Below are 24903 nucleotides of genomic sequence, written 5' to 3'. Positions count from 1 at the left end.
AGATTCTGGCATCCTGTCCACACTGTGGATAGTGAAGGGATGGTGCCGGAAATGATGAATACAAAAACGATAGTGAAATTATATGTACTGATTTTATCCTTAGGAACCATTTTAAGTTTATATATACCGCAAACAGAAGTCACAGCTGATGAGCCAATGGTAATACCAAGCGAGGCAATAAGGCTGCGCATTCTGGCCAACAGCGATAATGAAGAAGACCAGGCGATTAAAAGGAAAGTTAGGGATGCAGTAAATGCAGAAATCACTGAGTGGGTGGCAGAGTTAACTTCAATCGAAGATGCCCGTGAACTGATCCAGTCCAGATTGCCTGAGATCCAAAAGATTGCCGAAGAAGTAGTAGCTGATGAAGGGTCTGATCAGAAAGTAAATGCCGACTTTGGAAAAGTCAGCTTCCCGACGAAGTTATATGGACAGTTCTTATACCCGGCAGGCGAATACGAAGCGATCTTGATCACTCTTGGCGAAGGAAAAGGGGCAAACTGGTGGTGTGTGCTTTTCCCTCCTCTTTGCTTCCTTGATTTCTCAAACGGTGTGGCTGTAAGCGAAGGCTTTGAAGAAGAAGAAAAGAAAGGGGAAGTAAAGGCAGAAGAAATTGCTGCTGACACTGATTCCGAAAAAGAAACCCCTCCCGTTTATACAGAGGAAGATGAAGAACCTGTAGAAGTAAAATTCTTTTTAGCTGAAATATGGGAGAAAATCTTCGGTTAGGCCTTGCTGCAGAGCAAGGTCTCTCTTTTTTAGAATCACTTTAAAAACTGGAAATCAAATTACATTTAAGACAAGCATATAACATCTTCTTTTCATGCGTTTGATTCTACTAAAAACGGATATTTAAAGTAGTGTAACAACAAAACATAAACAAAAAGGAGATGAAAGATAATGGCTAAAAACAACAATAATAACAACGATAAAATGTCTCGTGAGGAAAGAGGGCGCATGGGCGGAGAAGCAACAAGCCGCAATCATGATAAGGACTTCTATCAGGAAATTGGACAAAAGGGCGGAGAAGCTACCAGCCAAAACCATGACAAGGAATTCTATCAGGAAATAGGCCAAAAAGGCGGAGAAGCGACAGCGGAAAATCATGATAGTGAATTCTATCAGGAAATAGGCCAAAAAGGCGGAGAAGCAACTGCTGAAAATCATGACAAGGAATTCTATCAGGAAATTGGACGCAAAGGCGGAGAAGCAACTAGTGAAAACCATGACCGCGATTTCTACGAAGAAATCGGCCGAAAAGGCGGCAACTCGAACGACTAAACCTGCCGCAGAAAAATTGTATATGATAGTAATATAAACACGGCAGCGGAATTCAGACAGCTGCCGTGTTTTATTTTACAGTAGTCATTCGTTCTCTCACATCCTGAAATATTTTTCAAATCTAGTTCTACTTTTTCTATTTTTTCATATTCATAGAGTGACAATAAGAAAATGGGGTGAAGAAATGGAAACAGGTGTAGTGAGATGTGCTGATGCTTCAGATGTGGAGAATCTGGCATCTTTTCTGGAATCGGCAAACTTAAGTACGGATGGGATAAGGGAAGCAATCGAATATTTTTTAATTATGGAGAATGATTCTGGGGATATTAAAGCTACCCTGGGAATTGAACCCCATGGGAAGAATGGACTTTTAAGGTCCCTTGTAATAACATCCTCAGCATCTGAAAAAGATCTATTTATTTTGTTTGAGCAAATATTAATGCTGGCAAGAGATCGGGGCATGGAGTCCTTGTATCTAGCATCGAATAAAAGAAACTCGCTGGCATTTTTCAGCCTGCTTGGCTTTAAACAGGAAGAAACAGCGCGATTGCCGGAAGTCTTATTCGAGTCGGAGCATGTTAAACATATCCTGACTGTGGATAACTCTTTCTTTTTGAAATTATCCATGTGAATTGTGGGTATCTTGCCAAAGTTATGCACAAATCGCTCTTATTTATACACAATTTGTGGATAAGACTTGAGTTATCCAGCTTCTTCTACTATACTTTCCAAAGGAATGTTCAAAAAAATGTCGAAAACAAAGGAATTTTGACAGCAAAAAAACATTTTTTGTGAAGGTGGATAACAATGATTACAAAAAGATGGTCGGTGGATAACAGTGTGGATAAAGAAGATAGTTATTCACAGTTTTCACAGGCTGCCGATCTGTTAAAAAATAATGAAGTGGTCGCTTTTCCAACAGAAACCGTATATGGTTTAGGCGGGAATGCGGAAAATGATGAAGCGGTCAGAAAAATATTTGAGGCAAAAGGACGTCCGAGTGATAATCCCCTGATTATTCACATTGCTGATAAAGCACAGCTGGACGCGTTTGTAACCGAAATTCCGCAAAATGCGCAGGCGCTCATGGATCAATTTTGGCCGGGACCGCTTACGCTCATTTTTAATCATAAGGAAGGTGTTCTTTCCCATTATGCAACGGCAGACTTATCCACTGTTGCTGTGCGGATGCCTGATCATCCAGTAGCCCTGGAGCTGCTGGAGAAAGCAGGATTGCCAATTGCCGCTCCTAGTGCCAACCGATCGGGAAGGCCCAGTCCGACAACGGCTGACCATGTTTGGGAAGACCTCAATGGTAGAATTGCAGGTTTAGTGGACGGGGGTCCGACAGGTGTTGGTGTGGAATCCACTGTATTGGATTGTACGGGTGAAGTGCCGGTCATCTTAAGGCCAGGCGGCATTACCAGAGAACAGCTGGAAGAGGTTGTAGGCAAGGTCAGCGTGGATCCTGCATTAGCGGATGAAAGCCAGGCGCCGAAATCTCCCGGCATGAAATACCGGCACTATGCACCGGATGCACCTCTTTATTTAGTAGAAGGAACAAGAGAAGACATCCAGCATTTTGTTGAGGATAAAAAGCAGGAAGGCCTTTCGGTGGGAGTCCTGACGACATCAGAAAACCTGGAATTTTATCATGCTGATTTTATCTATGCCTGCGGGCAGCGGGAAAAGCTTGAGACAGTGGCCAGCTCTCTCTATGAAGCATTAAGATACTTCAACACAACAGATGCTGATATTATTTTCTGTGAGATGTTCCCGGGTGAAGGCGTCGGGCATGCAATCATGAACCGCCTGATGAAAGCAGCAGGGCACAGGGTTATTAGCAGATAGATAAAGAAACCGTTTCGTCATGAGGCGGTTTTTTGTTTTGGGAAAAGGCAATGGCATTCTAAAACCTCACGGACGTGCATATGCTGAATTAGCAAGTCCAAGGAGGCGGAAAAATGTCTGCAATGATCGGGGAAATATTAACACTGGCTCTAATGGCATTTGCATTAGGGATGGATGCCTTTTCGGTGGGTCTTGGTATGGGGATGTACAAACTCCGCCTCAGACAAATAGCTAAAATCGGCATCACCATTGGCCTTTTCCATGTATGGATGCCATTATTGGGAATGATAGCAGGCAGATTTCTTTCAAATACATTCGGAGCCATAGCCGGTTATGCAGGCGGGGGACTGCTCCTTTTATTAGGTGTGCAGATGATTTGGTCAAGCTTCAGGGAGGATGAAGACAGCTTAATCACGCCAGTGGGCTTAGGGCTGCTGATCTTTGCATTGAGCGTCAGCCTTGATAGTTTTTCAGTAGGCCTCAGCCTGGGAATCTACGGAGCCAAAACATTACTTGTGCTCGTGTTCTTCGGAGCAGGGGCGGCCATCCTCACATGGGCCGGCCTCCTCACCGGCAGAAAAGTCCAAAGCTGGATCGGCTCCTACAGCGAGGCTCTCGGCGGTGCCATCCTCCTTGCTTTTGGGGTAAAACTGTTATTTTTATAGAGGTTAGCGTGTGTTTAAATGTTAATATTTTGTGAAAAATGGAAAGGGTGCGGGTCGCCCTTTTTCTTTTTTTTGCACAGGAGCTATAGGTGTTATGGGAAATTTGACTTATAATGTAAGAAAAGTGCAAACTGTCATTTTGAATAAAGTTTTATGGTTATAGACCGATATATAAGGAGGGAGTTTCTCTGTGACAAAAGTATTGTTTGTATGTACAGGAAATACTTGCAGAAGCCCTATGGCAGAAGCCATTTTAAAAAGCAAATCGCTCCCGGGTGTAGAAGTGAAATCGGCTGGAGTATTTGCGGCAGAAGGCAGCGGGGCGTCCACGAATACAAAGAGTGTGCTGGAGGAGCATGGGATTCCGCTTCAGCATCAGTCTTCCAGCATGAATGAAGGTTTAATTGACTGGGCGACCTATATTTTAACAATGACAGCCGGCCACAAAAATACCGTTCTGTCCATGTTTCCTGACGCAGTGGGTAAAACCTTCACACTAAAAGAGTTTGCCGGAGCGCCTGGAGATATTATCGATCCATATGGGGGGCCGGTTGAGATATATAGAAATACATTTAAAGATCTGACAGAAGCGATTGAACAAATTTTGGATCGCATACAGAGACCAGATTAATCAGGGGGGCAACATGATGGGGGAGAAAAAGGGCTATAAGTTTGGCCTTAGGAAAAAGCTCGTATTATTTATCACATCGCTGGCTATCATTACATACACAACAAGTGCTGTATTTCTTTACTTTATATTTCCTGGCATAGAAGAGATGCTTCCATTTGGAGAGGGTGTTTTTACTATTTTAACCTTAGGAATGGGTATTTTTTGGTCAGGTGTTCTTGCCTTTTTTGCTGCAGGTTTCATTATCAAACCTTTACAGAAACTTGAAAAAACGGCACTCATGGCTGCCAATGGCGATATCGGCCAGGACGCAGAACTTTCCAGGTCGGATGATGAAATCCGTTCATTGGGTATTGCATTCAACCATATGCTTTTCAATTTAAGGGATATGGTTCATAAAATTGACGAGAACTTTAGAGAAACGAATGAAAAAGTCATTGCGATGTCTTCCGAATCTTCGGCAGCTGCAGAGCAGGCAGATGCGATTGCCAGAACCATCAGCGAGATTTCCCAGGGAGCAGATAGTTCTGCGGTTTCCATTCAATCAACAGCTGAATCCATGGAAGATGTCCTGCGAATTGCTCAGGAGGTACAGGATACAGCAAAAGCATCACAAAATGTTTCCGGCGAAATGGTTAAGGACCTGATGGAATCAAAGAAAGTGATCCATTCACTTATTTCAGGTATAGACAAACTGGCCCACGATAATGAGGAATCACTGCAGACAGTGAAGCGCCTAGAGCAAAATGCTGTGAAAGTGGAGCAGATTATTCAGCTTGTCGGTGACATTGCAGCACAGACCAACCTCCTTGCTTTAAATGCTTCCATTGAAGCAGCGCGTGCCGGGGACCATGGCAAAGGATTTGCGGTAGTCGCTGAGGAAGTCCGTAAACTTGCAGATGAAAGTGCACAGGCAGTCCAGGGCATCTCAGAACTGATAAAAAACATTCAGGAAGAGGTCCGCAATGTTGTCACGCAAATCTCATATCAAGTGGAGACTGCTAATAATGAAGTGATAAAAGGGACGAAAACAAATGAAGTGATTGAGGAAATGGCGAAAGTGGTCAATGAAATGGCTGCATCCGTTTCTGCCATATCAGGCCTGGTTGATAACCAAATGGAGGGAATACAGCTAACATCCACACAATCCCAGGAGGTTGCTGCAATTGCTGAAGAAACATCAGCAGGCGCACAGGAGGTTTCAGCAGCCACCCAGCACCAGACCGCTGTGATTGGCAATGTGGAAAAACTGGCCATCGATCTTAAAGAACAGGCAGAAAAATTAAAAAGCACAATTACTAAATTTAAACTATAAACGATTGTTGAGGGAGCCCAAAATGCAGCTCCCTTTCTTTATATTTTCAAGGTTTTGTGTCAAAATAAAAGCATAATGTCAAAAATAAGCGGGCTTCAAACAGGAGGGTTTCATAATGAAAATTGCAATTGCATCAGACCATGGCGGACTTAATCTCCGCGAAGAAATCAAAAGCCTAATGGATGAAATGAACATTGAGTATGAGGATTTCGGCTGTGAATGCGAAACTTCAGTAGATTATCCGGATTATGCATTGCCTGTTGCTGAAAAGGTAGCGAATGGCGAATTCGACAAAGGCATTCTGATCTGCGGGACTGGGATTGGCATGAGCATCTCTGCCAACAAAGTGAAGGGAATCCGCTGTGCGCTTGTGCATGATGTATTCAGTGCCAAAGCAACCCGTGAACATAATGACAGCAACATCCTTGCTATGGGTGAACGAGTGATTGGCCCTGGCCTCGCTCGTGAAATTGCAAAAGTATGGCTTTCAACAGATTTTGAAGGCGGCCGGCATGAAAACCGTGTAGGAAAGATTACTGCTTACGAAACGAAGTAAAGTGAAACTTCAATCAGCGTGGGGGTATTCCCACGCTGATTGTTAGTTGAACCAATCGGGCCTTTACGGGCAGTTTGAATCCCGCTTATCCTCCTTCGACTTTTTTGAGCTATAAAGGGGGAGTCTTACTGCCGTTTAGACTGCGGTGAATCTTCAGAATGGGTTAACATTTTGATTGAACAATGGAAAAAAGAGCTGGATACAATCATTCGTGAATTTAGTGAACAAGTTCCTTTAAGTGAAAAGCATATTCTTGTAGTGGGCTGCAGCACAAGTGAAGTAGCCGGGAAAAGAATCGGCACAGCCGGAACGGAACAAGTGGCTGAAATGATTTTTGAGCGTCTGGACAAGCTTTGCCAGAATACCGGGGCTGCGCTGGCCTTTCAATGCTGCGAACATTTGAACAGGGCACTCGTAGTAGAGCGTTCCGTTGCCGAGGTAAAAAACCTGGATGAAGTGACCGTCATCCCTCACCGCACGGCCGGCGGCGCGATGGCAGCATATGCCTATGAACACTTCAAAGATCCCGTCATGGTGGAGTTTATCAAGGCAGATGCCGGCATCGATATCGGCGACACACTGATTGGCATGCATCTGAAGCATGTAGCCGTTCCGATCAGGACCTCACAAAAATCAGTCGGCGAGGCCCACGTCACCATGGCCAAAACCAGGCCGAAACTGATCGGAGGAGCACGGGCGATCTATGAACGAAACTCTGATAATACATCATGCAGGTAATGATAGGTCAAGTATAGCGAATCAGTTTTGCAGAAAAACTTTGATAATAATTTGTCCATTAGCTGTCCCAATTGCCTAGCAATTGGGGCTTTATTCATTCCTATTAAATACTCAATTTCTTGTTCAGTTTCGTCACACCAGCCACCTATTCGGAGAGCAAAAGGTGATTTCCTGTACCACGAGTCCGAACCCGAAGCTGATTCGGACAGGATAAGCGGAAATCCTAGGGGATAAGTCCGAAGTTGAAGCTGATTCGGACAGGATAAGCAAAAATCCTAGGGGACGAGTCCGAAGTTGAAGCTGATTCGGACAGGGTAAGCGGAAATCTAAGGGAACGAGTCCGAAGTTGAAGCTGATTCGGACAGGATAAGCGGAAAACCAAGGGAACGAGTCCGAAGTTGAAGCTGATTCTGACAGGATAAGCAGAAATCCGAAGGAACGAGTCCGAAGTTGAAGCACATTCGGACAGGAAAAGCGGAAATCAGAGGGAACGAGTATATTGACAGGCGCCTGCCCCATTTTAACTAAAAATGGTATAGGTGCCTGTCACTTTTTTTATGGAACGTGTAACATTCAGGAAGGAAGAACGTGTATAAAGTGCAGCATTTATTAAGAAAGGGGGGAGAAACCGTTGAAAGAAAACAGGCGGGATAGGCTGGATGATTTATATCGGCATTATGCCAGACCGCTTTATTACTTTTTATATAAGATGTCAGGCTCCAAAGAAACAGCGGAGGATTTAACTCAGGAAACATTCATTAAGGCAACGGTTTCTCTCTCTTTCTATAAGCAGGAAGATGTAAGGGCATGGCTATTCAAAGTAGCAAGGAACGCCTATTTGGATGAATGGAGGAAACGGCAGAGGAGAAATAAGATTCCTTTTGCCAGCTATTTATTTTCCAGAGATGAAATGATAAGTCCATATGGGCTGCCGGAGGATGAAGCATTAAATAAGGAATCGAAGGAAAAAGTGGCAGATCTTATGAGCTGCCTGCCGGAACAGTACCGGTCCATTTTATATTTAAGAGAATTTGAGTCTTTTAGCTATAGTGAAATCCAGGAGGCGCTGGATCTATCGGAAAATCAAGTAAAGGTGACACTGCATCGGGCCCGGAAAAAGCTGACACAGCTCGCCGATGAACAATGGAGGGAAAAACATGACTGACTGGAACAAAGACCGCGAAAAGAAAATCATGGCTAGATACCGTTTCACCTTAACTTTCAGAGTAATAAGGGTCATTGCTGCCTGTTTGCTGTTGTTCTGGGTATATATGATGGCCGTGAATATAATATCCGATGCCGCCAATAGTGAAAAGAAGCATGTTTTTTACAGCAAGGTAGCTCTTGATTGGAAGTATCCAAATCTATATGAGGATTTTGGCGGCTTTGTTAATAAAGAACTAACACCCTTTCTGACACAGAATATATCTTATCCGATTTCCCGCCAGATTGGCCGCGAATCTCAAACAATCGGGGAGGTTCACATTGAGAAAAGGCTGCTAAATTCGTATTCAACCTTAAAAATCCAGAAATATGAGCCGCAAAACGAAAACATTTACCGTTTCTCCCTGCCTGAAAATCCGAATAGCGGAAAAAAGCTATCAGCTGAAGGGAAACCAGGTGTCTGGGCTTCACTAGAAAAAATACACGAGGGGACTGTGGCAGAAATGGCATTTTCCACACAGTCATTTATGAAGCCGGAGGAGCTTCTGAACCTGTTAAAGCCCTATGACCTGGAAGTCCTTTGGATGCCGCTCTATACAGGGGAACTGAAGGAATTTCAGACGGGGTATGGCAGTGGTGGCAACTCAATCGAATTAACATCCATTTATGGTCTGACTGGGGGAAGGGAAGCAGGAGAAGATTATATGTCAGAGTCGAAATTGGCCCTTAATGATGAATTTATGGAAGAAAATAAAAAGTTGATGCTGAAACAGATGGAAACCCTGTTAAAAAATGAATCTCAAAGCTATTATGAAAACTTTTTAGGACTGGATCATCTGAAAGACCGTCATAAATATCTTCAAAAAAATGGCTTCACTGTCTATGGGGCAGTCGTTACCGGCCCGGTTAAAGAACTATTAAAGCTAAAAGAAGAAAAGCAAATCCGCGCTCCATACCTTGGCGAATTGGATTATTGGAACTGGGAATAAAAGGATGGTGACAGGCACCTATACCACTTCATTAAACTGGTATAGGTGCCTGTCACTTTTTCGGAAAACATGCTAAAATGAAAAAGAATTTTCACAAAAAGATCGATACATAAAAATGGAGAGCCTTTAAATAGCTTTCCTTTATTAAAAGTGTGTTGGAGAAAAGGGAGGATTCTTATGAAGCATTTAGCACAGCAGGATGAGCAGGTTTTCAAGTCGATTCAGGAAGAATTAGGACGCCAGAGATCAAAGATTGAATTAATCGCTTCTGAAAACTTTGTCAGTGAAGCGGTAATGGAAGCACAGGGTAGTGTTTTAACAAACAAGTATGCTGAAGGCTATCCAGGCAGACGCTATTATGGCGGATGTGAACATGTGGATGTAGTCGAAGATCTAGCCCGTGACCGTGCGAAAGAAATTTTCGGCGCGGAGCATGTGAACGTGCAGCCGCATTCAGGAGCACAGGCAAATATGGCTGTATACTTCACTGTCCTGGAGCAGGGAGACACTGTTCTTGGCATGAATTTATCCCATGGCGGACATTTAACTCACGGCAGCCCTGTAAACTTCAGCGGCGTGCAGTACAATTTCGTCGAATATGGAGTGGATAAAGAAACACATCGCATCAATTATGATGATGTGCTTGAAAAGGCCCGTCAGCATAAACCGAAACTAATTGTAGCGGGTGCAAGTGCGTATCCGCGTGAAATTGACTTCAAGCGTTTCCGGGAAATTGCCGATGAAGTCGGTGCCATGCTGATGGTTGATATGGCTCATATTGCAGGCCTTGTAGCTGCTGGGCTTCATCAGAATCCGGTTCCGTTCGCGGACTTTGTTACAACTACTACGCACAAGACATTGCGCGGACCGCGCGGCGGCATGATTCTCTGCAAAGAAGAATATGCAAAGAAAATTGATAAATCCATTTTCCCTGGAATCCAGGGCGGTCCTTTAATGCACGTTATTGCGGCAAAAGCGGTTGCCTTCGGCGAAGCGCTTCAGGAAGAATTCAAAACATATGCAGGCAATATTATTTCTAATGCCAAAAAGCTGGCTGAAGCATTGCAGGCTGAAGGAATCAATCTTGTATCTGCAGGCACAGACAACCACTTGCTTTTAGTTGACCTTCGTTCCCTGGGCTTAACAGGGAAGGTAGCTGAGAAAGTGCTTGATGAGGTCGGCATTACAGTCAACAAAAACACGATTCCTTTCGATCCGGAAAGCCCATTCGTGACAAGCGGCATCCGCATCGGTACAGCGGCCGTTACGTCCCGCGGATTTGGCGAAAAAGAAATGCAGGAAATTGCATCCATCATTGCCTTCACACTTAAAAATCATGAAGATGAAGGGAAGCTTCAAGAAGCGGCTCAGCGCGTCGAAGCCTTAACAGGCAGCTTTACTTTATATCCTGAATATTAATCAGTCAGCCGGCCACAGCAAGAGGCCGGCTTTTGTATGGTTATATAAGAAAATTTCGAACTTCGAGAACTGTCTGGCGCAAGCAGCCTGCCCCCTCGAGGTTACAAGCTTGTCTAGCTGGGGCTCCAAGGACTCTAGGTCTAAGCCCGTTTCCTTTCAAAAGGAAAAATGGCTTCTTACAGGAATCATCTTATGCTTGAGGACCGCAGGACAAGGAAGGCTTCGTCAGCATATCCTCGCACGAACAAAAGCGGCAGCTTTTGGGAGGATGCGGGTCATGCAGACGCTGCCACAGGACGTGACGCTCTTAGCCTGCGTTCCTTAGGTGAACGAGGCGCTTACGCTTTTCTTTTAAAAATGACTTTTCTTTAACAAAAGCGAATCATAGTTGCCGATGGAACTGTTTTTCTGTAAAATTAGACGAAGTGTGGTTCGACTAATCTGCATATTGAAAAGGAGAGATAATCATGGCAAAGGTTTACGTTTTTGACCATCCATTAATTCAGCATAAGCTTACATACATTCGTGAAAAAAGTACGGGAACAAAGGAATTTCGTGAGCTTGTCGATGAAGTGGCAACACTTATGGCATTCGAAATCACCCGTGATATGCCTTTAGAAGAAATTACAATAGAAACTCCAGTCAGCACGATGAAGTCCAGCGTACTGGCAGGTAAGAAGTTAGGAATTATCCCTATTCTGCGTGCAGGAATTGGAATGGTTGACGGCATCTTGAAGCTGATTCCAGCTGCAAAAGTGGGCCATATCGGTTTATACCGCGACCCGGAAACACTGCAGCCGGTTGAATACTATGCAAAACTTCCAAGTGATGTGGAAGAAAGAGATTTCATCGTGGTTGACCCAATGCTTGCAACTGGAGGTTCCGCAATTGAAGCCATCCACTCTCTTAAAAAGCGCGGCGGCAAAAACATTAAATTCATGTGCCTGATTGCTGCTCCTGAAGGGGTAGAAGCTGTACAGGAAGCTCACCCTGATGTTGACATCTATATCGCAGCATTAGACGAAAAATTGAACGAAAAAGGCTATATTGTTCCTGGTCTCGGCGATGCAGGCGACCGTTTATTCGGAACGAAATAATTTCAGCAGCAGGGAACGGACAAAAAGATTGAAAATATCATTTAAAAAAGGAAGGTGCTCCGAATGAATCGTCCAATTAAAGTTATGACGATTTTCGGAACAAGACCGGAAGCTATTAAAATGGCACCTCTTGTTCTTGAATTGGAAAAACGCCCTGATCAGTTTGAATCGATTGTCACCGTTACGGCACAGCATCGGGAAATGCTGGATCAGGTATTAAACATTTTTCAGGTCACACCTGATTATGACCTGAATATCATGAAAGACCGCCAGACCTTGGTGGATGTGACAACACGCGGACTTGAAGGCCTTGATAAGATCATGAAAGAAGTAAAGCCGGATATCGTGCTTGTTCATGGAGATACCACTACAACGTTTATTGCAAGCCTTGCCGCTTTCTATAACCAGATTGTAGTCGGTCATGTGGAAGCGGGACTGCGCACATGGAATAAATACTCTCCATTCCCTGAGGAAATGAACCGCCAGCTTACAGGCGTAATGGCAGATCTTCATTTCTCGCCAACATCTAAGTCAGCGGAAAACCTCTTAAATGAAAATAAAAAGAGCGAAAGTATTTTCATCACTGGAAATACGGCAATCGATGCCCTTAAAACAACTGTTAAAGACACGTATCATCATGAAGTCCTTGAGAAGATCGGCGAAGGCCGCCTTGTGCTTCTCACAGCACACCGCCGTGAAAACCTGGGCGAGCCGATGCGGAACATGTTCAAGGCTATTAAAAGGCTGGTTGAAGAACAGAAAGATATACAAGTTGTATATCCAGTTCATCTGAACCCGGCTGTGCGGGAAATTGCGTCAGAAATCCTTGGCAACGATAGCCGCATTCATTTGATTGAACCTCTTGACGTCATTGATTTCCATAACTTTGCTTCAAGAGCTCATCTGATACTGACAGATTCGGGCGGAGTCCAGGAAGAAGCTCCATCCCTTGGTGTGCCTGTACTTGTTCTCCGTGATACAACGGAAAGGCCTGAAGGAATCGAAGCCGGCACCCTAAAGCTTGCCGGCATTGAGGAACAGCCAATTTACGAACTGGCAACTGAACTTCTTACTGATCGGGCAGCTTATGAAAAAATGGCAAAAGCCGTAAATCCATATGGAGACGGAAATGCTTCCTGGAGAATTTGTGAAGCGATCCGCTACCATTTTCAACAGACGAATGATCGTCCGGAAGAATATAAACCGCAAAACTAAAAGAATGCACCTCTCTTAAAAGGAGGTGCATTTTTCTGTTCCTTTCTAAAAAGGGGAGGGGAGAAGAGTGTCAGAATACTAGAAAATAACGTGGTTGATATGTTGGTGGTTGGGTGGTTGATAATGAGCAGAGGAATTTTTATAGTATTAATCAATATTTATGTTAAAAGTCTCTTTCGCCTCAATGCTGGAAAAGTTATGATAGAGTATAGAAGAAATGGAAGTGAAATTCCCGCAGTATATAAGCGGTTAACGTGCTGATGGTTGTATAGCTATTTATAGAATGTTGATATATCGGTTTTTTAGTGTGTTAAATTGGTTTGGTCATGGTTGAAGAAATGAAGCAGAAATGACTTCATTGATTGACTATTCACCGCAAAAATGTTGATGGTGGTTTTGTTGGCGGTTAGGTGGTTGGACATGGGTAATGCCCAGCAACGGCTGGGTGATCGGCAAAGATACCAAGAAAGGTGCTGAGGACGTTGGCAAATCAGTATTTGACAATGAAGGAGCTCAAAGAAGCACTTCCGGACATACCTGAAAATAGCTTAAAGCGTTATTTGCAGGAGCATGCAGAATACATAAATTATCGGAAAGAACACAATCGCTATAAAATCCAGGCTTCCGAAATCGAAAAGCTTAAATTCATCCGGAAATTGTATTCAGATGGGTTAAAGAAAGAGGAAGTCACAGCAAAGCTTGAGGATGCAGGCATCCCAGTGATTATTACAGTGGAAGATGACGAAGAAAGCAGCACCACTTCACTGGTGAATGTGAATTCAGAACTGACAGATATGAAAAAGCTGGTCAGCTTTCTCGTTCAGCAAAATGAACAGTCCCGTCTAACCCAAAATAAAATCAGAGAACAAAACAAACAGCTGATACATGAGGTGCATGAGCTCAAACTCACAATTGAAGATTTAAGAAATGCCCATGCACAAGGCTATGAAAAAGAGAGCGAAAAAGTCACTTCCCTCTATGAAAAATTGATGGCGACACAAAAGTCTGTAGAAGAAGTAGCCGGTGCATTAGAAGCTGAAAAAAGCAAAAGCATCTGGCAGAAGATTTTTGGAAAGTAAAGGCAATCCCGAATTGCAAGATGTACGTTTAGACTGCTGTCTTCAGGGTATTGGCATAATGATTTTAAATACTCGGGAGGTCGAATAAATGAGAGCATTAGCCGTAGTAGAAGGAGCATTAATTGTCTGGATCATCATGCTGCTGGGTTCATTAATGAATACCTTCATGTCCGAAGGTTTTATCGCCCTGGTATTTAAACTGGCAGAAGGAAAAGGAATTCTGCTTACATTATTATTAATAGCCGCGACGCTAACGGATATGTGGAGAGATAAGAAGCGTGACCGGTTAATTCAAAAGGGGAAACTTGAACCGAATCAGCTATTTTAATACATAAAGGGAGTAAGCCATCATTTATTTGGTGGCTTATTTTTTTCGTGATAATCTAAAAGTACTATTTTCTGAAAATACTAAAAACTATATTGATAATCGATTGAAAGATAGATAATATTAATTATACAAAATATTGTATATTGGTTATAAAGGAGATGAAAATTTGAAAAGGTTAAAGATATTGTTAATAGTATTGGCATTAGCCTTAAGTTCTGCAGTATTTTCTGGAAATATGGTGAATGCCACCGAACGGTCCGGGCAGAAATTAAGTCATGCTGATCCGAAAAAGGCTGGCTTTGATCCTGTCAAATTAAAGGGTATTGATAGAGCAATTACGGAGGCTATTGAGGATGGTATTACACCCGGTGCAGTAATTCTTGTGGCAAAGGATGGAAAAATCGTCAAAGAGGAAGCATATGGATATGCACAAAAATACGATATGGGGGAATTACTCAGTAATCCCCGAAAAATGAAAAAGAGAACAATCTTCGATCTTGCTTCAGTTACGAAGGTGATGGGAACAACTCAGGGCATTATGAAACTGGTAAGTGACGGTGAACTTTCAGTCAATGACAAGGTATCTGAATATATACCTGAGTTTGCTCAGCGTGGAAAAGAAGATATTACAATAGCCGACTTGCTGACACACACCTCAGGATTGACTCCTTGGAAACCGACATACCTATATGCTGACAATTCGGAAGAGGTTCTGAGTTATATAAACCAGCTGCCCCTTGAATACCCGACTGGAACGGACAGAAGATATAGCGATTTTAGCTTTATGATGCTGGGTTTTTTAATTGAAGAGATAAGTGGACAAAAATTGGATAAATACTTAGAGGAAAATATATATAATCCCTTAAAAATGCATGATACGATGTTTACTCCTCCTGAACATTTCAAATATAAAATTGCAGCTACTTCCTGGGGGAATCAATATGAATATAAAATGATTGATGACCCTAATTTCGGGTACTATGTTGAAGAAAGCCCGGATATGTTTAAATACTGGAGAAATTACACACTAATTGGAGAAGTTAATGATGGGAATAGCTTCTATGGCAATAAAGGTATTGCAGGCCATGCTGGTTTATTTTCGACAGCAAGGGACCTTGCCGTATTGGGCCAGACCATGTTAAATGGCGGAACATATGGAAAAACCAAAATGTATGATAAAGAAGTGATTGATATCTTTACCTCTCCTCAGCGCTTTGGCCAGGGATATGGCTGGGAGCTGGATAAAAGCTGGTATATGGGAGATCACTATTCTGACATAGCCTTTGGCCATACTGGTTTTACTGGAACCCAGGTTATTATAGATCCAAAGGAAAACCTCCAGATTATCCTGCTTACGAACAAACAAAACAATGGTCCTTTACCAAGCGGATCATACCGAAGCACAGGCGCTCTTTCAAAAGAAGCAGCTAATATTGTTTATGAATCCTTGAACTAGCCGTTTATTTTATATCAATTTACGCATACATGGCACCTATTCAGCCCACCCTAAAACAAAAAGAGGGTGGGTTTTCTTATGAAAAAATTCTTGCTGATCTTAACATTCATATCCTTCTTTTGGAGTCAAAGTACTGTTTTGGCCCGGACACTTTCACACCCTCCTATTCCGGAAGAGTCACCTGATATAGAAAAAGTGGCTATCGTCGTTCTGAAAGATGCGAAGAACGAACAGGGGATTAAGAAAATGATAGATCAAAATCCTGATCTGCAAATTAGGCATACATTCAATCAGGCGTTGAACGGCTTTTCAGTTATAGGAAAGCAATCTGCATTGCAAAGCCTGCAAAAGATAGAGTCAGTATCTTCTGTTTCACCGGTTAATACCTATCATGTACATTCCGATGACAATATCAAGCTGATTGGCGGAATTAGTGCCAGAGGCTATTATGACAGAGATAATCACCGCCTCACAGGCAAGGGTGTGAAAGTGGGCGTAATCGATACCGGCATCGATTATAATCATCCAGACTTGCGAAGGAGCTATGGCGGCGGACATGATCTGGTGGATAATGATAAGGATCCGATGGAAACAAAAGCTGCAGGGGGACAAGGCACACTGCACGGCACTCACGTCGCAGGAATCATTGCGGCAAATGGCAGAATTCAAGGGGTTGCACCTGAAGCAACCATTATCGCCTACCGGGCTCTCGGACCAGGCGGCAGCGGAACAACAGAACAGGTGATAGCGGCCATCGAACAGGCAATAAAGGATAAAGTTGATGTGTTAAACCTTTCCTTGGGAAATAACGTAAACGGACCTGACCTTCCGATAAGCATGGCCCTTAATAAAGCAGTTGAAAAGGGAATAACGGCTGTCACTTCATCGGGTAATTCGGGCCCGAATATTTGGACGGTCGGATCACCGGGCACAGCGTCGAAGGCCATTTCTGTAGGAGCCTCTACACCGACAATGAAGGTGCCATTTTTGAGCATAGGCGGGCGGGAAATTCGTCTTGATTTGCTGCAGGGGTCAAAGGATTGGGAATTTGACCGATCCTATGAATTGGTCGATGGAGGACTCGGTCATCCTGAAGAATTGAAGAATGCCAAAGGGAAAATGGTATTAGTGGAACGAGGGGAACTAACGTTTACTGATAAGGCAGTCCATGCAATGGAAGCAGGAGCAGAGGGAATCATTATTTTTAATAATACAAAAGGCAGGTTCTTTGGCAATCTGGACAGTGGTGTTCCAATTCCGGTAGCGGCGTTATCAAAGGAAGAAGGAGAGGAGCTCAAGAAGAACATTAATGAAGGAAGACTCCTTGCCCGGACTAATATAATAGAAGAAAGGGATATCCTGGCTGACTTCAGTTCCCGTGGACCAGTTACATCAACATGGGAAATCAAGCCGGATGTTGTGGCACCTGGAGTCGCCATAAATAGCACCATTCCTGGCGGTTACCTGCCGCTGCAGGGGACTAGCATGGCCGCTCCGCATGTCGCAGGGGCCTGTGCCATCCTGAAACAGGCTCATCCCGAATGGGGGCCTGAACGGATTAAGGCAGTACTTATGAATACGGCTAAGCTTCTTATGAATACAGAAGGAAAAACATATAAAACTTATGAGCAGGGAGCAGGCAGAATCCAGCTTGATCAAGCGCTGAAAGCAGAAACGCTTGTCCTCCCGGCTTCACTGCAATTTGGGAAATTTCAGATCGCGGACAGGCTGCATGAACACAGCAGTTTTATAACGGTTGAAAATATAAGTGAAAAAACACAGACCTATTCCTTTTCCGTACCCTATAAAGACCAAGGCATCAATTGGGAAATGCCCATAGCGTTTCAACTTAACCCGGGTGAAAAGAAAAAGGCGGAAATCAAAATGTCTGCAGATCCTACTCTTTTAAAGAAAAAAATCCATGATGGGTACTTGCTGATGAAGGCAGGTGCCGAAACCATCAGGATTCCATATCTGTATGTGCTTGAGGAGCCGGATTATCCAAGGGTTATGGGATTCGGGCTGGGCAAAGGAGATAAGCCGGGCACGTATCGCTATGAAGTGTATCTTCCTGGCGGAGCAGAAGAGTTCGGAATTGCCTTGTTTGATTCGGAAAGCCTCCGGTTCATGGGGTTTTTGGACTGGAAAAGAAATGCTGGCAAAGGACAGCTGCTGCAGGAAATTCCTGCAAATAAGCTTCCGGGGCCAGGGCTGTACCTTGCAAAGGTATTTGCCAAAAAAGCCGGAAAGGAAGATTGGATTGAAACTTATCTCTTTGTGAGACCGGATGGGCAGCTTGGGGACCCGGAACCATTGGCTAATAACAAGAGCTGGCTAAGCAGGTGAGACCTAAGAATAAAGCGCTTTCTGGAGCGATGCAGAAACTCGCTCCTTTTTCAATAGAAATCCGAAATTTAAATGTGATAAATATGTGAACATACCATATTTTTACCTTTTTGTTTGTGAACTTTTTCACTCCAAACGCATTGACATTGACAAAGCCCTATTGTATGCTTACAAAGGGTAAAAGATGATAGGGTTTTCAAAATATTTTTGCAGACATATTTCCCACTTCTGCATGATGTTAATGTGATTAATTATGGCCTCAAAACCCACTTACCATTCTCTTAAGGGAGGATGCGTTTTTATGCGTCAAAATGACCGCAACCCATTTAAGGCGATGGCCTTAATGTCCGCCATTCTTTCTCAGTTAGTAGGTTCCACGCTCATTGGCATTTTCGCCGGAAGGTGGTTTGACAGCAAGGCAGGAACAGAGCCGTTATTCCTATTAATCGGCTTGTTCATTGGACTGGGCGCCGGGATATACGCCATGCTTCGCTTAATCCAACATTTCTTCACAGGAGAATGAACATCATGCCGGAAATCAAAGTAACTTTTCAAAGACAGCGAAAATACATATTCCTTTTGTTGTCTGTATACGTTCTCGGCTGGGGTTTTACACCATATCAATCTATTTTTCTGGGCTTGATCTTTGGTACAGGCTTGAGTCTGTTCAATCTGTGGCTGATATCACGAAAGGCGCTGCAGTTTGGAGAGGCAGTCGAGAGAGGCGAGAAGGTGCGTTCACTTGGAACGGTATCCAGAATGGCTACAGCAGTTTTTGCTGTCATGATCGCTCTGGAATATCCTGATAAGCTGCATCTGATCAGTGTGGTATTTGGATTAATGACATCCTATATTGTCATTATGATAGATTATTTTCTTCAATCTTTTCAATTACGTAAATAGCGGGAAGAGAGGTGAACACTATTGCATCATGAAGCTCCTATAGTGGACTTTTTAGGATTGAATTTTAACTTATCAAACGTACTGATGATTACAGTGGCAAGTGCTGTTGTTTTCATTATTGCTTTGCTTTCAACCCGTCGATTGGCCATGAAACCAACGGGGATGCAAAATTTCTTCGAATGGATTATGGATTTTGTTAAGAATATCATTAACAGCACGATGGACTGGAAGACAGGCGGAAGATTCCATATCCTTGGATTAACCCTGATCATGTATATCTTTGTTTCAAACATGCTCGGACTTCCGTTCGCAATCACTTATGATCACACTTTATGGTGGAAATCGCCAACAGCCGATCCTGTTATCACATTAACATTAGCGGCAATGGTTGTTGGGCTTTCGCATTACTATGGCGTAAAGCTTAAAGGAGTAGGAGAATACGGCCGTGATTTTATCAGGCCAATGCCTTTCTTGTTCCCATTGAAAATCATTGAAGAGTTTGCAAACACTCTGACGTTGGGACTTCGTCTATACGGTAATATTTATGCAGGTGAAATCCTGCTGACATTGCTTGTCGGAGGACTGGCTCACGCCGGTGTAGGCGGAATGCTTGCAGCAATACTGCCGACACTTGTATGGCAAGGATTCTCAATCTTTGTCGGATCTATCCAGGCATTCATTTTCTGTATGTTAACAATGGTTTATATGGCACACAAAGTGAGTCATGACCATTAATATATACCTGTTCATTTCATGGACAAAACATTTTAAACAAATAAATTTTCATACAATTTAAGGAGGAACTCAATAATGGGTCTTTTAGCAGCAGCAATTGCAATCGGTTTAGCAGCACTAGGTGCCGGTATCGGTAACGGTCTTATCGTATCAAAAACAGTTGAAGGTATGGCTCGCCAGCCAGAAGCTCGCGGTATGCTTCAAACTACAATGTTCATCGGGGTTGCGTTAGTAGAGGCTGTTCCGATCATCGGCGTTGTTATCGCGTTCATGGTTATCGGCGGTTAATTAATACTGTACCAATCGTTCTAAATGGCGAAGATCATTCCATGAACCTTCGCCATTCCTTTATGTTTTTTTACCGTAAAACTAATTCGGAATCATGCATATGACTCCGTTTCATAAGTGGAACAACTCTTGAAGGGAGTGAATCGAGGGTGTTAACAAACAGTCTAGTATTAGGCGCTGCAGGCGGCGGTTTTAACGGCGGGGACATTTTGTACCAGCTGATCATGTTCATCATCTTGTTGGCATTGCTGAAAAAATTCGCGTGGGGTCCTTTAATGGGCATTATGCAGCAGCGTGAAGAGCACATTGCCAGTGAAATCCAAGCGGCAGAAGAAAGCCGTACAGAAGCAAAAAAACTTTTAGAAGAGCAAAGAAGTCTTTTAAAAGAAGCACGTACAGAAGCACAGGGCCTTATCGAAAATGCGAAGAAACAAGGCGACGTGCAGCGCGAGGAGATCATTGCGGCTGCCCGCACTGAGTCTGAACGCATTAAGGAATCTGCTAAGCTTGAAATCGAGCAGCAGAAAGAACAGGCGGTTGCCGCTATCCGCGAGCAGGTCGCTTCATTGTCTGTCCTAATTGCTTCCAAGGTTATTGAGAAGGAATTAAGCGCAGCTGATCAAGAAAAGCTGATCAATGAATACATTCAAGAGGCAGGAGAAAAGCGATGACGGGCTCCACAGTAGCAAAGCGCTACGCGTTGGCTCTTTTCCAGCTTGCGAATGAACACCAGCTTCTTGACCAAATGGAAGAAGAGCTTCGTGCAGTGAAAGAAGTAGTAACGAATAACTCAGATTTAAAGTCTGTATTGAAATCTCCAAAGCTTTCAATTGAGAAGAAAAAAGAGATTTTAAAAGACGCATTTGCATCTGTGAACACGTTTGTACTAAATACGTTAATGATATTAATTGAACGCCACCGCGAAGATCATATCTCTGATGTGGCAGATCATTTTATAAGCCTTGCGAATGATAAAAAAGGGATTGCGGATGCGAAAGTATACACTGTTCGTCCGCTGACTGAAGCAGAGAAGGAAGCATTATCTGTGTCATTTGCAGCTAAGGTTGGAAAAAAATCACTTCGTATTGACAATATAGTTGATACTAACTTGCTCGGCGGCATCAAGCTTCGAATCGGAAACCGGATTTTCGACGGCAGCTTGCGCGGGAAGCTAGAGCGTCTTGAACGTCAATTATTAGGCTAAGATTCGTAGATAGGGGTGAAACTCATGAGCATCAATGCTGAAGAAATCAGTGCGCTGATAAAAAAGCAAATCGAAAACTATCAGTCGGAAATTCAAGTGAGTGATGTAGGTACGGTTATCTCTGTTGGTGACGGTATCGCTCGTGCTCATGGCCTCGACAATGTCATGGCTGGAGAACTTGTTGAATTTTCAAACGGCGTTATGGGTATGGCACAAAACCTTGAAGAAAATAACGTCGGTATCATCATTTTAGGACCATTTACAGAAATCCGTGAAGGCGATGAAGTACGCCGTACGGGCCGTATCATGGAGGTACCGGTTGGTGAAGAACTGATCGGCCGCGTAGTAAACCCTCTTGGACAGCCAGTAGATGGCATGGGACCAATCAACACAACTAAATCACGTCCAATTGAAAGCCCGGCACCAGGTGTTATGGATCGTAAATCCGTACACGAGCCGCTTCAGACAGGCATCAAGGCGATTGACGCTCTTGTGCCAATCGGCCGCGGACAGCGTGAGTTAATCATCGGTGACCGTCAAACAGGTAAAACATCCGTTGCAATCGATACGATCCTGAACCAAAAAGATCAGGATATGGTATGTATCTACGTGGCAATCGGACAAAAAGAATCTACAGTTCGTAATGCAGTAGAAACACTTCGTAAGCAAGGTGCCCTGGATTACACAATCGTTGTAACAGCATCTGCATCACAGCCTGCTCCAATGCTATACTTAGCTCCTTACGCTGGTGTAACAATGGGTGAAGAGTTCATGTACAACGGCAAGCACGTTCTTGTTGTGTATGATGACTTAACAAAGCAAGCTTCTGCTTACCGTGAGCTTTCATTGCTATTGCGCCGTCCTCCAGGCCGTGAAGCTTATCCAGGGGACGTATTCTACTTGCACAGCCGCTTGCTTGAGCGCGCTGCGAAGCTAAGCGATGCGAAAGGTGCAGGTTCAATCACTGCGCTTCCATTTATCGAAACACAAGCAGGAGACGTTTCTGCATATATTCCAACAAACGTTATCTCAATCACTGACGGACAAATTTTCCTTCAGTCAGACCTATTCTTCTCTGGTGTACGTCCGGCGATCAACGCGGGTCTTTCTGTATCACGTGTAGGTGGATCTGCACAGATCAAAGCAATGAAAAAGGTTGCAGGTACACTGCGTCTTGACCTTGCTTCATACCGTGAACTTGAATCATTTGCCCAGTTCGGTTCTGACCTTGATAAAGCAACACAGGCTAAACTTAACCGTGGTGCCCGTACAGTAGAGGTTCTAAAGCAGGATCTTAACAAGCCGCTAAAAGTTGAGAAGCAGGTTGCAATCCTTTACGCTCTAACTCGCGGTTTCTTAGATGACATTCCTGTACAGGATATTCGTCGTTTCGAATCTGAATTCCTTTCATGGTTAGACCATAACCGCAAAGATTTGTTAGACCATATCGTGACTACTAAAGAACTTCCTTCTGATGACGATATGGCATCTGCGATTAACGACTTTAAGAAAACTTTCGCAGTATCCGAATAATGGAGATTGCCTGGATGGGGAAGTGCTCCCCATCTAAGCAACTCAATTCGGTTCTGACAAACTTGTATAAGGGTGGTGAGAACCTGTGGCATCATTACGCGATATAAAAAATCGTATTACTTCTACGAAGAAAACGAGTCAAATTACTAAAGCAATGCAGATGGTATCGGCTGCGAAAATGAATAAGGCAGAAATGAATGCAAAGTCATTCGTGCCTTATATGGAGAAAATCCAGGAAGTTACGGCATCCATCGCTTTGGGAAGCAAGGATGTATCACATCCAATGCTGACCAGCCGCCCTGTCAAGAAAACTGGTTACCTGGTAATCACGTCTGACCGCGGACTTGCGGGAGCTTATAACAGTAACGTTTTGCGGAATGTCTACCAGACGATTCAAAAGCGCCATAAATCACCGGATGAATATGCAATCATTGCGATCGGACGTGTTGGCCGCGACTTTTTCAAAAAGCGCAATATGAACGTCATTCTGGATATCGTTGCCGTTGCAGACCAGCCAGCATTTGCTGAAATCAAAGATATTGCCAGCAAAACAGTTGGCATGTTCGCTGATGAGACATTTGATGAATTATATATGTACTACAGCCATTATGTCAGCGCGATTCAACAGGATGTAACAGAGAAGAAGCTTCTTCCGCTTACGGATATCTCCAGCTCGAAAAAGCTTACATCTTATGAGTTTGAACCTTCCGCTGAAGAAATTTTAAAAGTATTGCTGCCTCAATACGCTGAAAGCTTAATCTACGGAGCGCTTTTAGACAGTAAGGCAAGTGAGCATGCTGCAAGGATGACGGCTATGCAAAATGCAACGGATAACGCTAAAGACCTTATCAATTCATTAAGCTTAAGCTATAACCGCGCACGTCAGGCAGCCATCACGCAGGAAATTACCGAAATCGTCGGCGGAGCAGCCGCGTTAGAATAATAATGAAAAGCGGAAGCGCCCCGATCAGCCCCGATAAGCATAAGTCAAGCCCTTCAGGAAGGCGTTTTTTCCTTCCGAAAGGGATTGGCTTATGACCTCGAGGGGCTTGGCGCTGAAGCTAGACAAATGAAAAGCGGAGCTGGCAGGTGGAGTTGTTGCCTGCTCTCCATTATGTAAAACGAACGGAGGGAAAAAGATGAACAAAGGACGCGTTCTTCAAGTTATGGGTCCGGTTGTTGACGTAAAGTTCGAAAGCGGCCAGCTTCCTGAGATCTATAATGCATTGACTGTTACAAATCCTGCGCGTAACGAATCTGAAGTTGACATCAACTTAACCCTTGAAGTTGCCCTTCATTTAGGTGATGATACAGTACGTACCATTGCAATGTCTTCTACTGACGGCTTACAGCGCGGTAGTGAAGTTGTTGACACTGGTGCTTCAATCTCTGTACCAGTAGGTGATGTAACACTTGGACGTGTATTCAACGTACTTGGTGAATCAATCGACTTAGATCCTGCAATCCCTGCAGATGCCCGTCGTGATTCTATCCACAGAGAGGCTCCTAAGTTTGAGCAGCTTTCTACTGAAGTAGAAATTCTTGAAACTGGAATTAAGGTAGTAGACCTTCTTGCCCCTTACATTAAAGGTGGTAAAATCGGTCTTTTCGGTGGTGCCGGAGTAGGTAAAACCGTATTAATCCAGGAGCTTATCAATAACATCGCTCAGGAGCATGGCGGTATTTCCGTATTCGCCGGTGTAGGTGAGCGTACTCGTGAAGGTAATGACCTTTATCATGAAATGACAGACTCAGGTGTTATCAAGAAAACAGCGATGGTATTCGGTCAGATGAACGAGCCGCCAGGAGCGCGTATGCGTGTTGCCCTGACTGGTTTGACAATGGCAGAATTCTTCCGTGATGACCAAGGACAGGACGTTCTATTCTTCATGGATAACATCTTCCGTTTCACACAGGCAGGTTCAGAGGTATCAGCCCTATTAGGCCGTATGCCATCTGCCGTTGGTTACCAGCCGACACTTGCTACTGAAATGGGTAAATTACAGGAACGTATCACATCTACTAACGTAGGTTCTGTTACTTCCATCCAGGCGATTTACGTACCAGCCGATGACTATACGGATCCGGCTCCTGCTACAACATTCGCTCACTT

At 43.7% G+C, this 24903-nt stretch carries 27 protein-coding genes; all 27 read left to right on the top strand.

Translation table 11 applies throughout. The features are described 5' to 3' along the window. The first annotated feature begins 54 nt into the window (after nucleotides 1-54). Nucleotides 55-729, top strand: a complete 675-nt coding sequence (gene spoIIR, locus ACEQ1T_RS14920) for a stage II sporulation protein R (protein WP_244671233.1) — start codon at nucleotides 55-57, stop codon at nucleotides 727-729. Nucleotides 730-900: 171 nt separating this feature from the next. Continuing rightward, nucleotides 901-1281: a KGG domain-containing protein gene (gene gsiB, locus ACEQ1T_RS14915; RefSeq protein WP_206840745.1), complete on the top strand. Its 381-nt coding sequence runs from the start codon at nucleotides 901-903 to the stop codon at nucleotides 1279-1281. Nucleotides 1282-1465: 184 nt separating this feature from the next. After that, a complete protein-coding gene (locus tag ACEQ1T_RS14910; protein WP_206840743.1) occupies nucleotides 1466-1912 on the top strand; it encodes a GNAT family N-acetyltransferase in 447 nt (148 codons plus the stop codon). A 176-nt stretch (nucleotides 1913-2088) separates the two neighbouring features. Continuing rightward, the gene (locus ACEQ1T_RS14905; protein WP_370223534.1) at nucleotides 2089-3132 is read left to right on the top strand and encodes an L-threonylcarbamoyladenylate synthase; all 1044 of its coding nucleotides are present in this window, start codon (nucleotides 2089-2091) and stop codon (nucleotides 3130-3132) included. A gap of 113 nt (nucleotides 3133-3245) precedes the next feature. Then, nucleotides 3246-3797: a manganese efflux pump MntP family protein gene (locus ACEQ1T_RS14900; protein ID WP_206840740.1), complete on the top strand. Its 552-nt coding sequence runs from the start codon at nucleotides 3246-3248 to the stop codon at nucleotides 3795-3797. Between the two features lie 190 nt (nucleotides 3798-3987). After that, nucleotides 3988-4428 carry a low molecular weight protein arginine phosphatase gene (locus ACEQ1T_RS14895; protein ID WP_370223533.1) on the top strand — a complete coding sequence of 147 codons (441 nt, stop codon included), beginning with the start codon at nucleotides 3988-3990 and terminating at the stop codon, nucleotides 4426-4428. 16 nt (nucleotides 4429-4444) lie between these two features. Then, nucleotides 4445-5740 (top strand): methyl-accepting chemotaxis protein, encoded by a 1296-nt coding sequence (locus ACEQ1T_RS14890; RefSeq protein WP_370223543.1) that lies wholly within the window; start codon nucleotides 4445-4447, stop codon nucleotides 5738-5740. Nucleotides 5741-5855: 115 nt separating this feature from the next. Further along, nucleotides 5856-6296: a ribose 5-phosphate isomerase B gene (gene rpiB / locus ACEQ1T_RS14885; protein ID WP_370223531.1), complete on the top strand. Its 441-nt coding sequence runs from the start codon at nucleotides 5856-5858 to the stop codon at nucleotides 6294-6296. Between the two features lie 171 nt (nucleotides 6297-6467). After that, complete coding sequence (locus ACEQ1T_RS14880; RefSeq protein WP_370223530.1) at nucleotides 6468-7034, top strand: TIGR01440 family protein; 567 nt, start codon at nucleotides 6468-6470, stop codon at nucleotides 7032-7034. A 631-nt stretch (nucleotides 7035-7665) separates the two neighbouring features. Continuing rightward, nucleotides 7666-8199: a sigma-70 family RNA polymerase sigma factor gene (locus tag ACEQ1T_RS14875; protein WP_206840732.1), complete on the top strand. Its 534-nt coding sequence runs from the start codon at nucleotides 7666-7668 to the stop codon at nucleotides 8197-8199. Beyond that, nucleotides 8192-9187 (top strand): anti-sigma factor, encoded by a 996-nt coding sequence (locus tag ACEQ1T_RS14870; protein ID WP_370223529.1) that lies wholly within the window; start codon nucleotides 8192-8194, stop codon nucleotides 9185-9187. The genes ACEQ1T_RS14875 and ACEQ1T_RS14870 overlap by 8 nt, the downstream gene beginning before the upstream one ends. 177 nt (nucleotides 9188-9364) lie before the next feature. Next, nucleotides 9365-10606: a serine hydroxymethyltransferase gene (gene glyA / locus ACEQ1T_RS14865; protein WP_370223528.1), complete on the top strand. Its 1242-nt coding sequence runs from the start codon at nucleotides 9365-9367 to the stop codon at nucleotides 10604-10606. Between the two features lie 467 nt (nucleotides 10607-11073). Continuing rightward, on the top strand, nucleotides 11074-11703 hold the full coding sequence (gene upp, locus ACEQ1T_RS14860; RefSeq protein WP_009332241.1) for a uracil phosphoribosyltransferase: 630 nt from the start codon (nucleotides 11074-11076) through the stop codon (nucleotides 11701-11703). A 63-nt stretch (nucleotides 11704-11766) separates the two neighbouring features. After that, complete coding sequence (gene wecB / locus ACEQ1T_RS14855; protein WP_370223526.1) at nucleotides 11767-12918, top strand: non-hydrolyzing UDP-N-acetylglucosamine 2-epimerase; 1152 nt, start codon at nucleotides 11767-11769, stop codon at nucleotides 12916-12918. Between the two features lie 482 nt (nucleotides 12919-13400). Beyond that, entirely contained in the window at nucleotides 13401-13997 is a 597-nt protein-coding gene (locus tag ACEQ1T_RS14850) for a hypothetical protein (RefSeq protein WP_192907957.1), read from the top strand. Nucleotides 13998-14085: 88 nt separating this feature from the next. Further along, nucleotides 14086-14325 carry a hypothetical protein gene (locus tag ACEQ1T_RS14845; RefSeq protein ID WP_009332231.1) on the top strand — a complete coding sequence of 80 codons (240 nt, stop codon included), beginning with the start codon at nucleotides 14086-14088 and terminating at the stop codon, nucleotides 14323-14325. 166 nt (nucleotides 14326-14491) lie between these two features. Further along, nucleotides 14492-15781 carry a serine hydrolase gene (locus ACEQ1T_RS14840; protein WP_370223524.1) on the top strand — a complete coding sequence of 430 codons (1290 nt, stop codon included), beginning with the start codon at nucleotides 14492-14494 and terminating at the stop codon, nucleotides 15779-15781. A 78-nt stretch (nucleotides 15782-15859) separates the two neighbouring features. Continuing rightward, nucleotides 15860-18127, top strand: a complete 2268-nt coding sequence (locus tag ACEQ1T_RS14835) for a S8 family serine peptidase (protein ID WP_370223523.1) — start codon at nucleotides 15860-15862, stop codon at nucleotides 18125-18127. A gap of 301 nt (nucleotides 18128-18428) precedes the next feature. Continuing rightward, on the top strand, nucleotides 18429-18650 hold the full coding sequence (locus tag ACEQ1T_RS14830; protein WP_206840719.1) for an AtpZ/AtpI family protein: 222 nt from the start codon (nucleotides 18429-18431) through the stop codon (nucleotides 18648-18650). Between the two features lie 5 nt (nucleotides 18651-18655). Continuing rightward, nucleotides 18656-19030, top strand: coding sequence for an ATP synthase subunit I (locus ACEQ1T_RS14825; protein ID WP_206840717.1), 375 nt, complete (start codon nucleotides 18656-18658; stop codon nucleotides 19028-19030). A gap of 21 nt (nucleotides 19031-19051) precedes the next feature. After that, a complete protein-coding gene (atpB, locus tag ACEQ1T_RS14820; protein ID WP_113882338.1) occupies nucleotides 19052-19765 on the top strand; it encodes a F0F1 ATP synthase subunit A in 714 nt (237 codons plus the stop codon). A gap of 75 nt (nucleotides 19766-19840) precedes the next feature. Beyond that, entirely contained in the window at nucleotides 19841-20053 is a 213-nt protein-coding gene (gene atpE / locus ACEQ1T_RS14815; protein ID WP_009332220.1) for a F0F1 ATP synthase subunit C, read from the top strand. A 149-nt stretch (nucleotides 20054-20202) separates the two neighbouring features. After that, complete coding sequence (locus ACEQ1T_RS14810) at nucleotides 20203-20724, top strand: F0F1 ATP synthase subunit B (RefSeq protein ID WP_206840715.1); 522 nt, start codon at nucleotides 20203-20205, stop codon at nucleotides 20722-20724. Further along, nucleotides 20721-21257 carry a F0F1 ATP synthase subunit delta gene (locus tag ACEQ1T_RS14805; protein WP_019380612.1) on the top strand — a complete coding sequence of 179 codons (537 nt, stop codon included), beginning with the start codon at nucleotides 20721-20723 and terminating at the stop codon, nucleotides 21255-21257. The genes ACEQ1T_RS14810 and ACEQ1T_RS14805 overlap by 4 nt, the downstream gene beginning before the upstream one ends. Nucleotides 21258-21281: 24 nt before the next feature. After that, nucleotides 21282-22790, top strand: coding sequence for a F0F1 ATP synthase subunit alpha (atpA, locus tag ACEQ1T_RS14800; RefSeq protein WP_035327926.1), 1509 nt, complete (start codon nucleotides 21282-21284; stop codon nucleotides 22788-22790). Nucleotides 22791-22875: 85 nt separating this feature from the next. Further along, nucleotides 22876-23733, top strand: a complete 858-nt coding sequence (locus ACEQ1T_RS14795; RefSeq protein WP_009332212.1) for a F0F1 ATP synthase subunit gamma — start codon at nucleotides 22876-22878, stop codon at nucleotides 23731-23733. A gap of 196 nt (nucleotides 23734-23929) precedes the next feature. Then, nucleotides 23930-24903, top strand: a 974-nt coding sequence (atpD, locus tag ACEQ1T_RS14790) for a F0F1 ATP synthase subunit beta (RefSeq protein ID WP_370223520.1), incomplete at its 3' end; no start/stop codon positions are given.

The organism is Cytobacillus sp., from assembly GCF_964223445.1.
Taxonomy (GTDB): Bacteria; Bacillota; Bacilli; order Bacillales; family Cytobacillaceae; genus Cytobacillus.
This window is presented reverse-complemented; position numbering and strand designations above follow the sequence as displayed.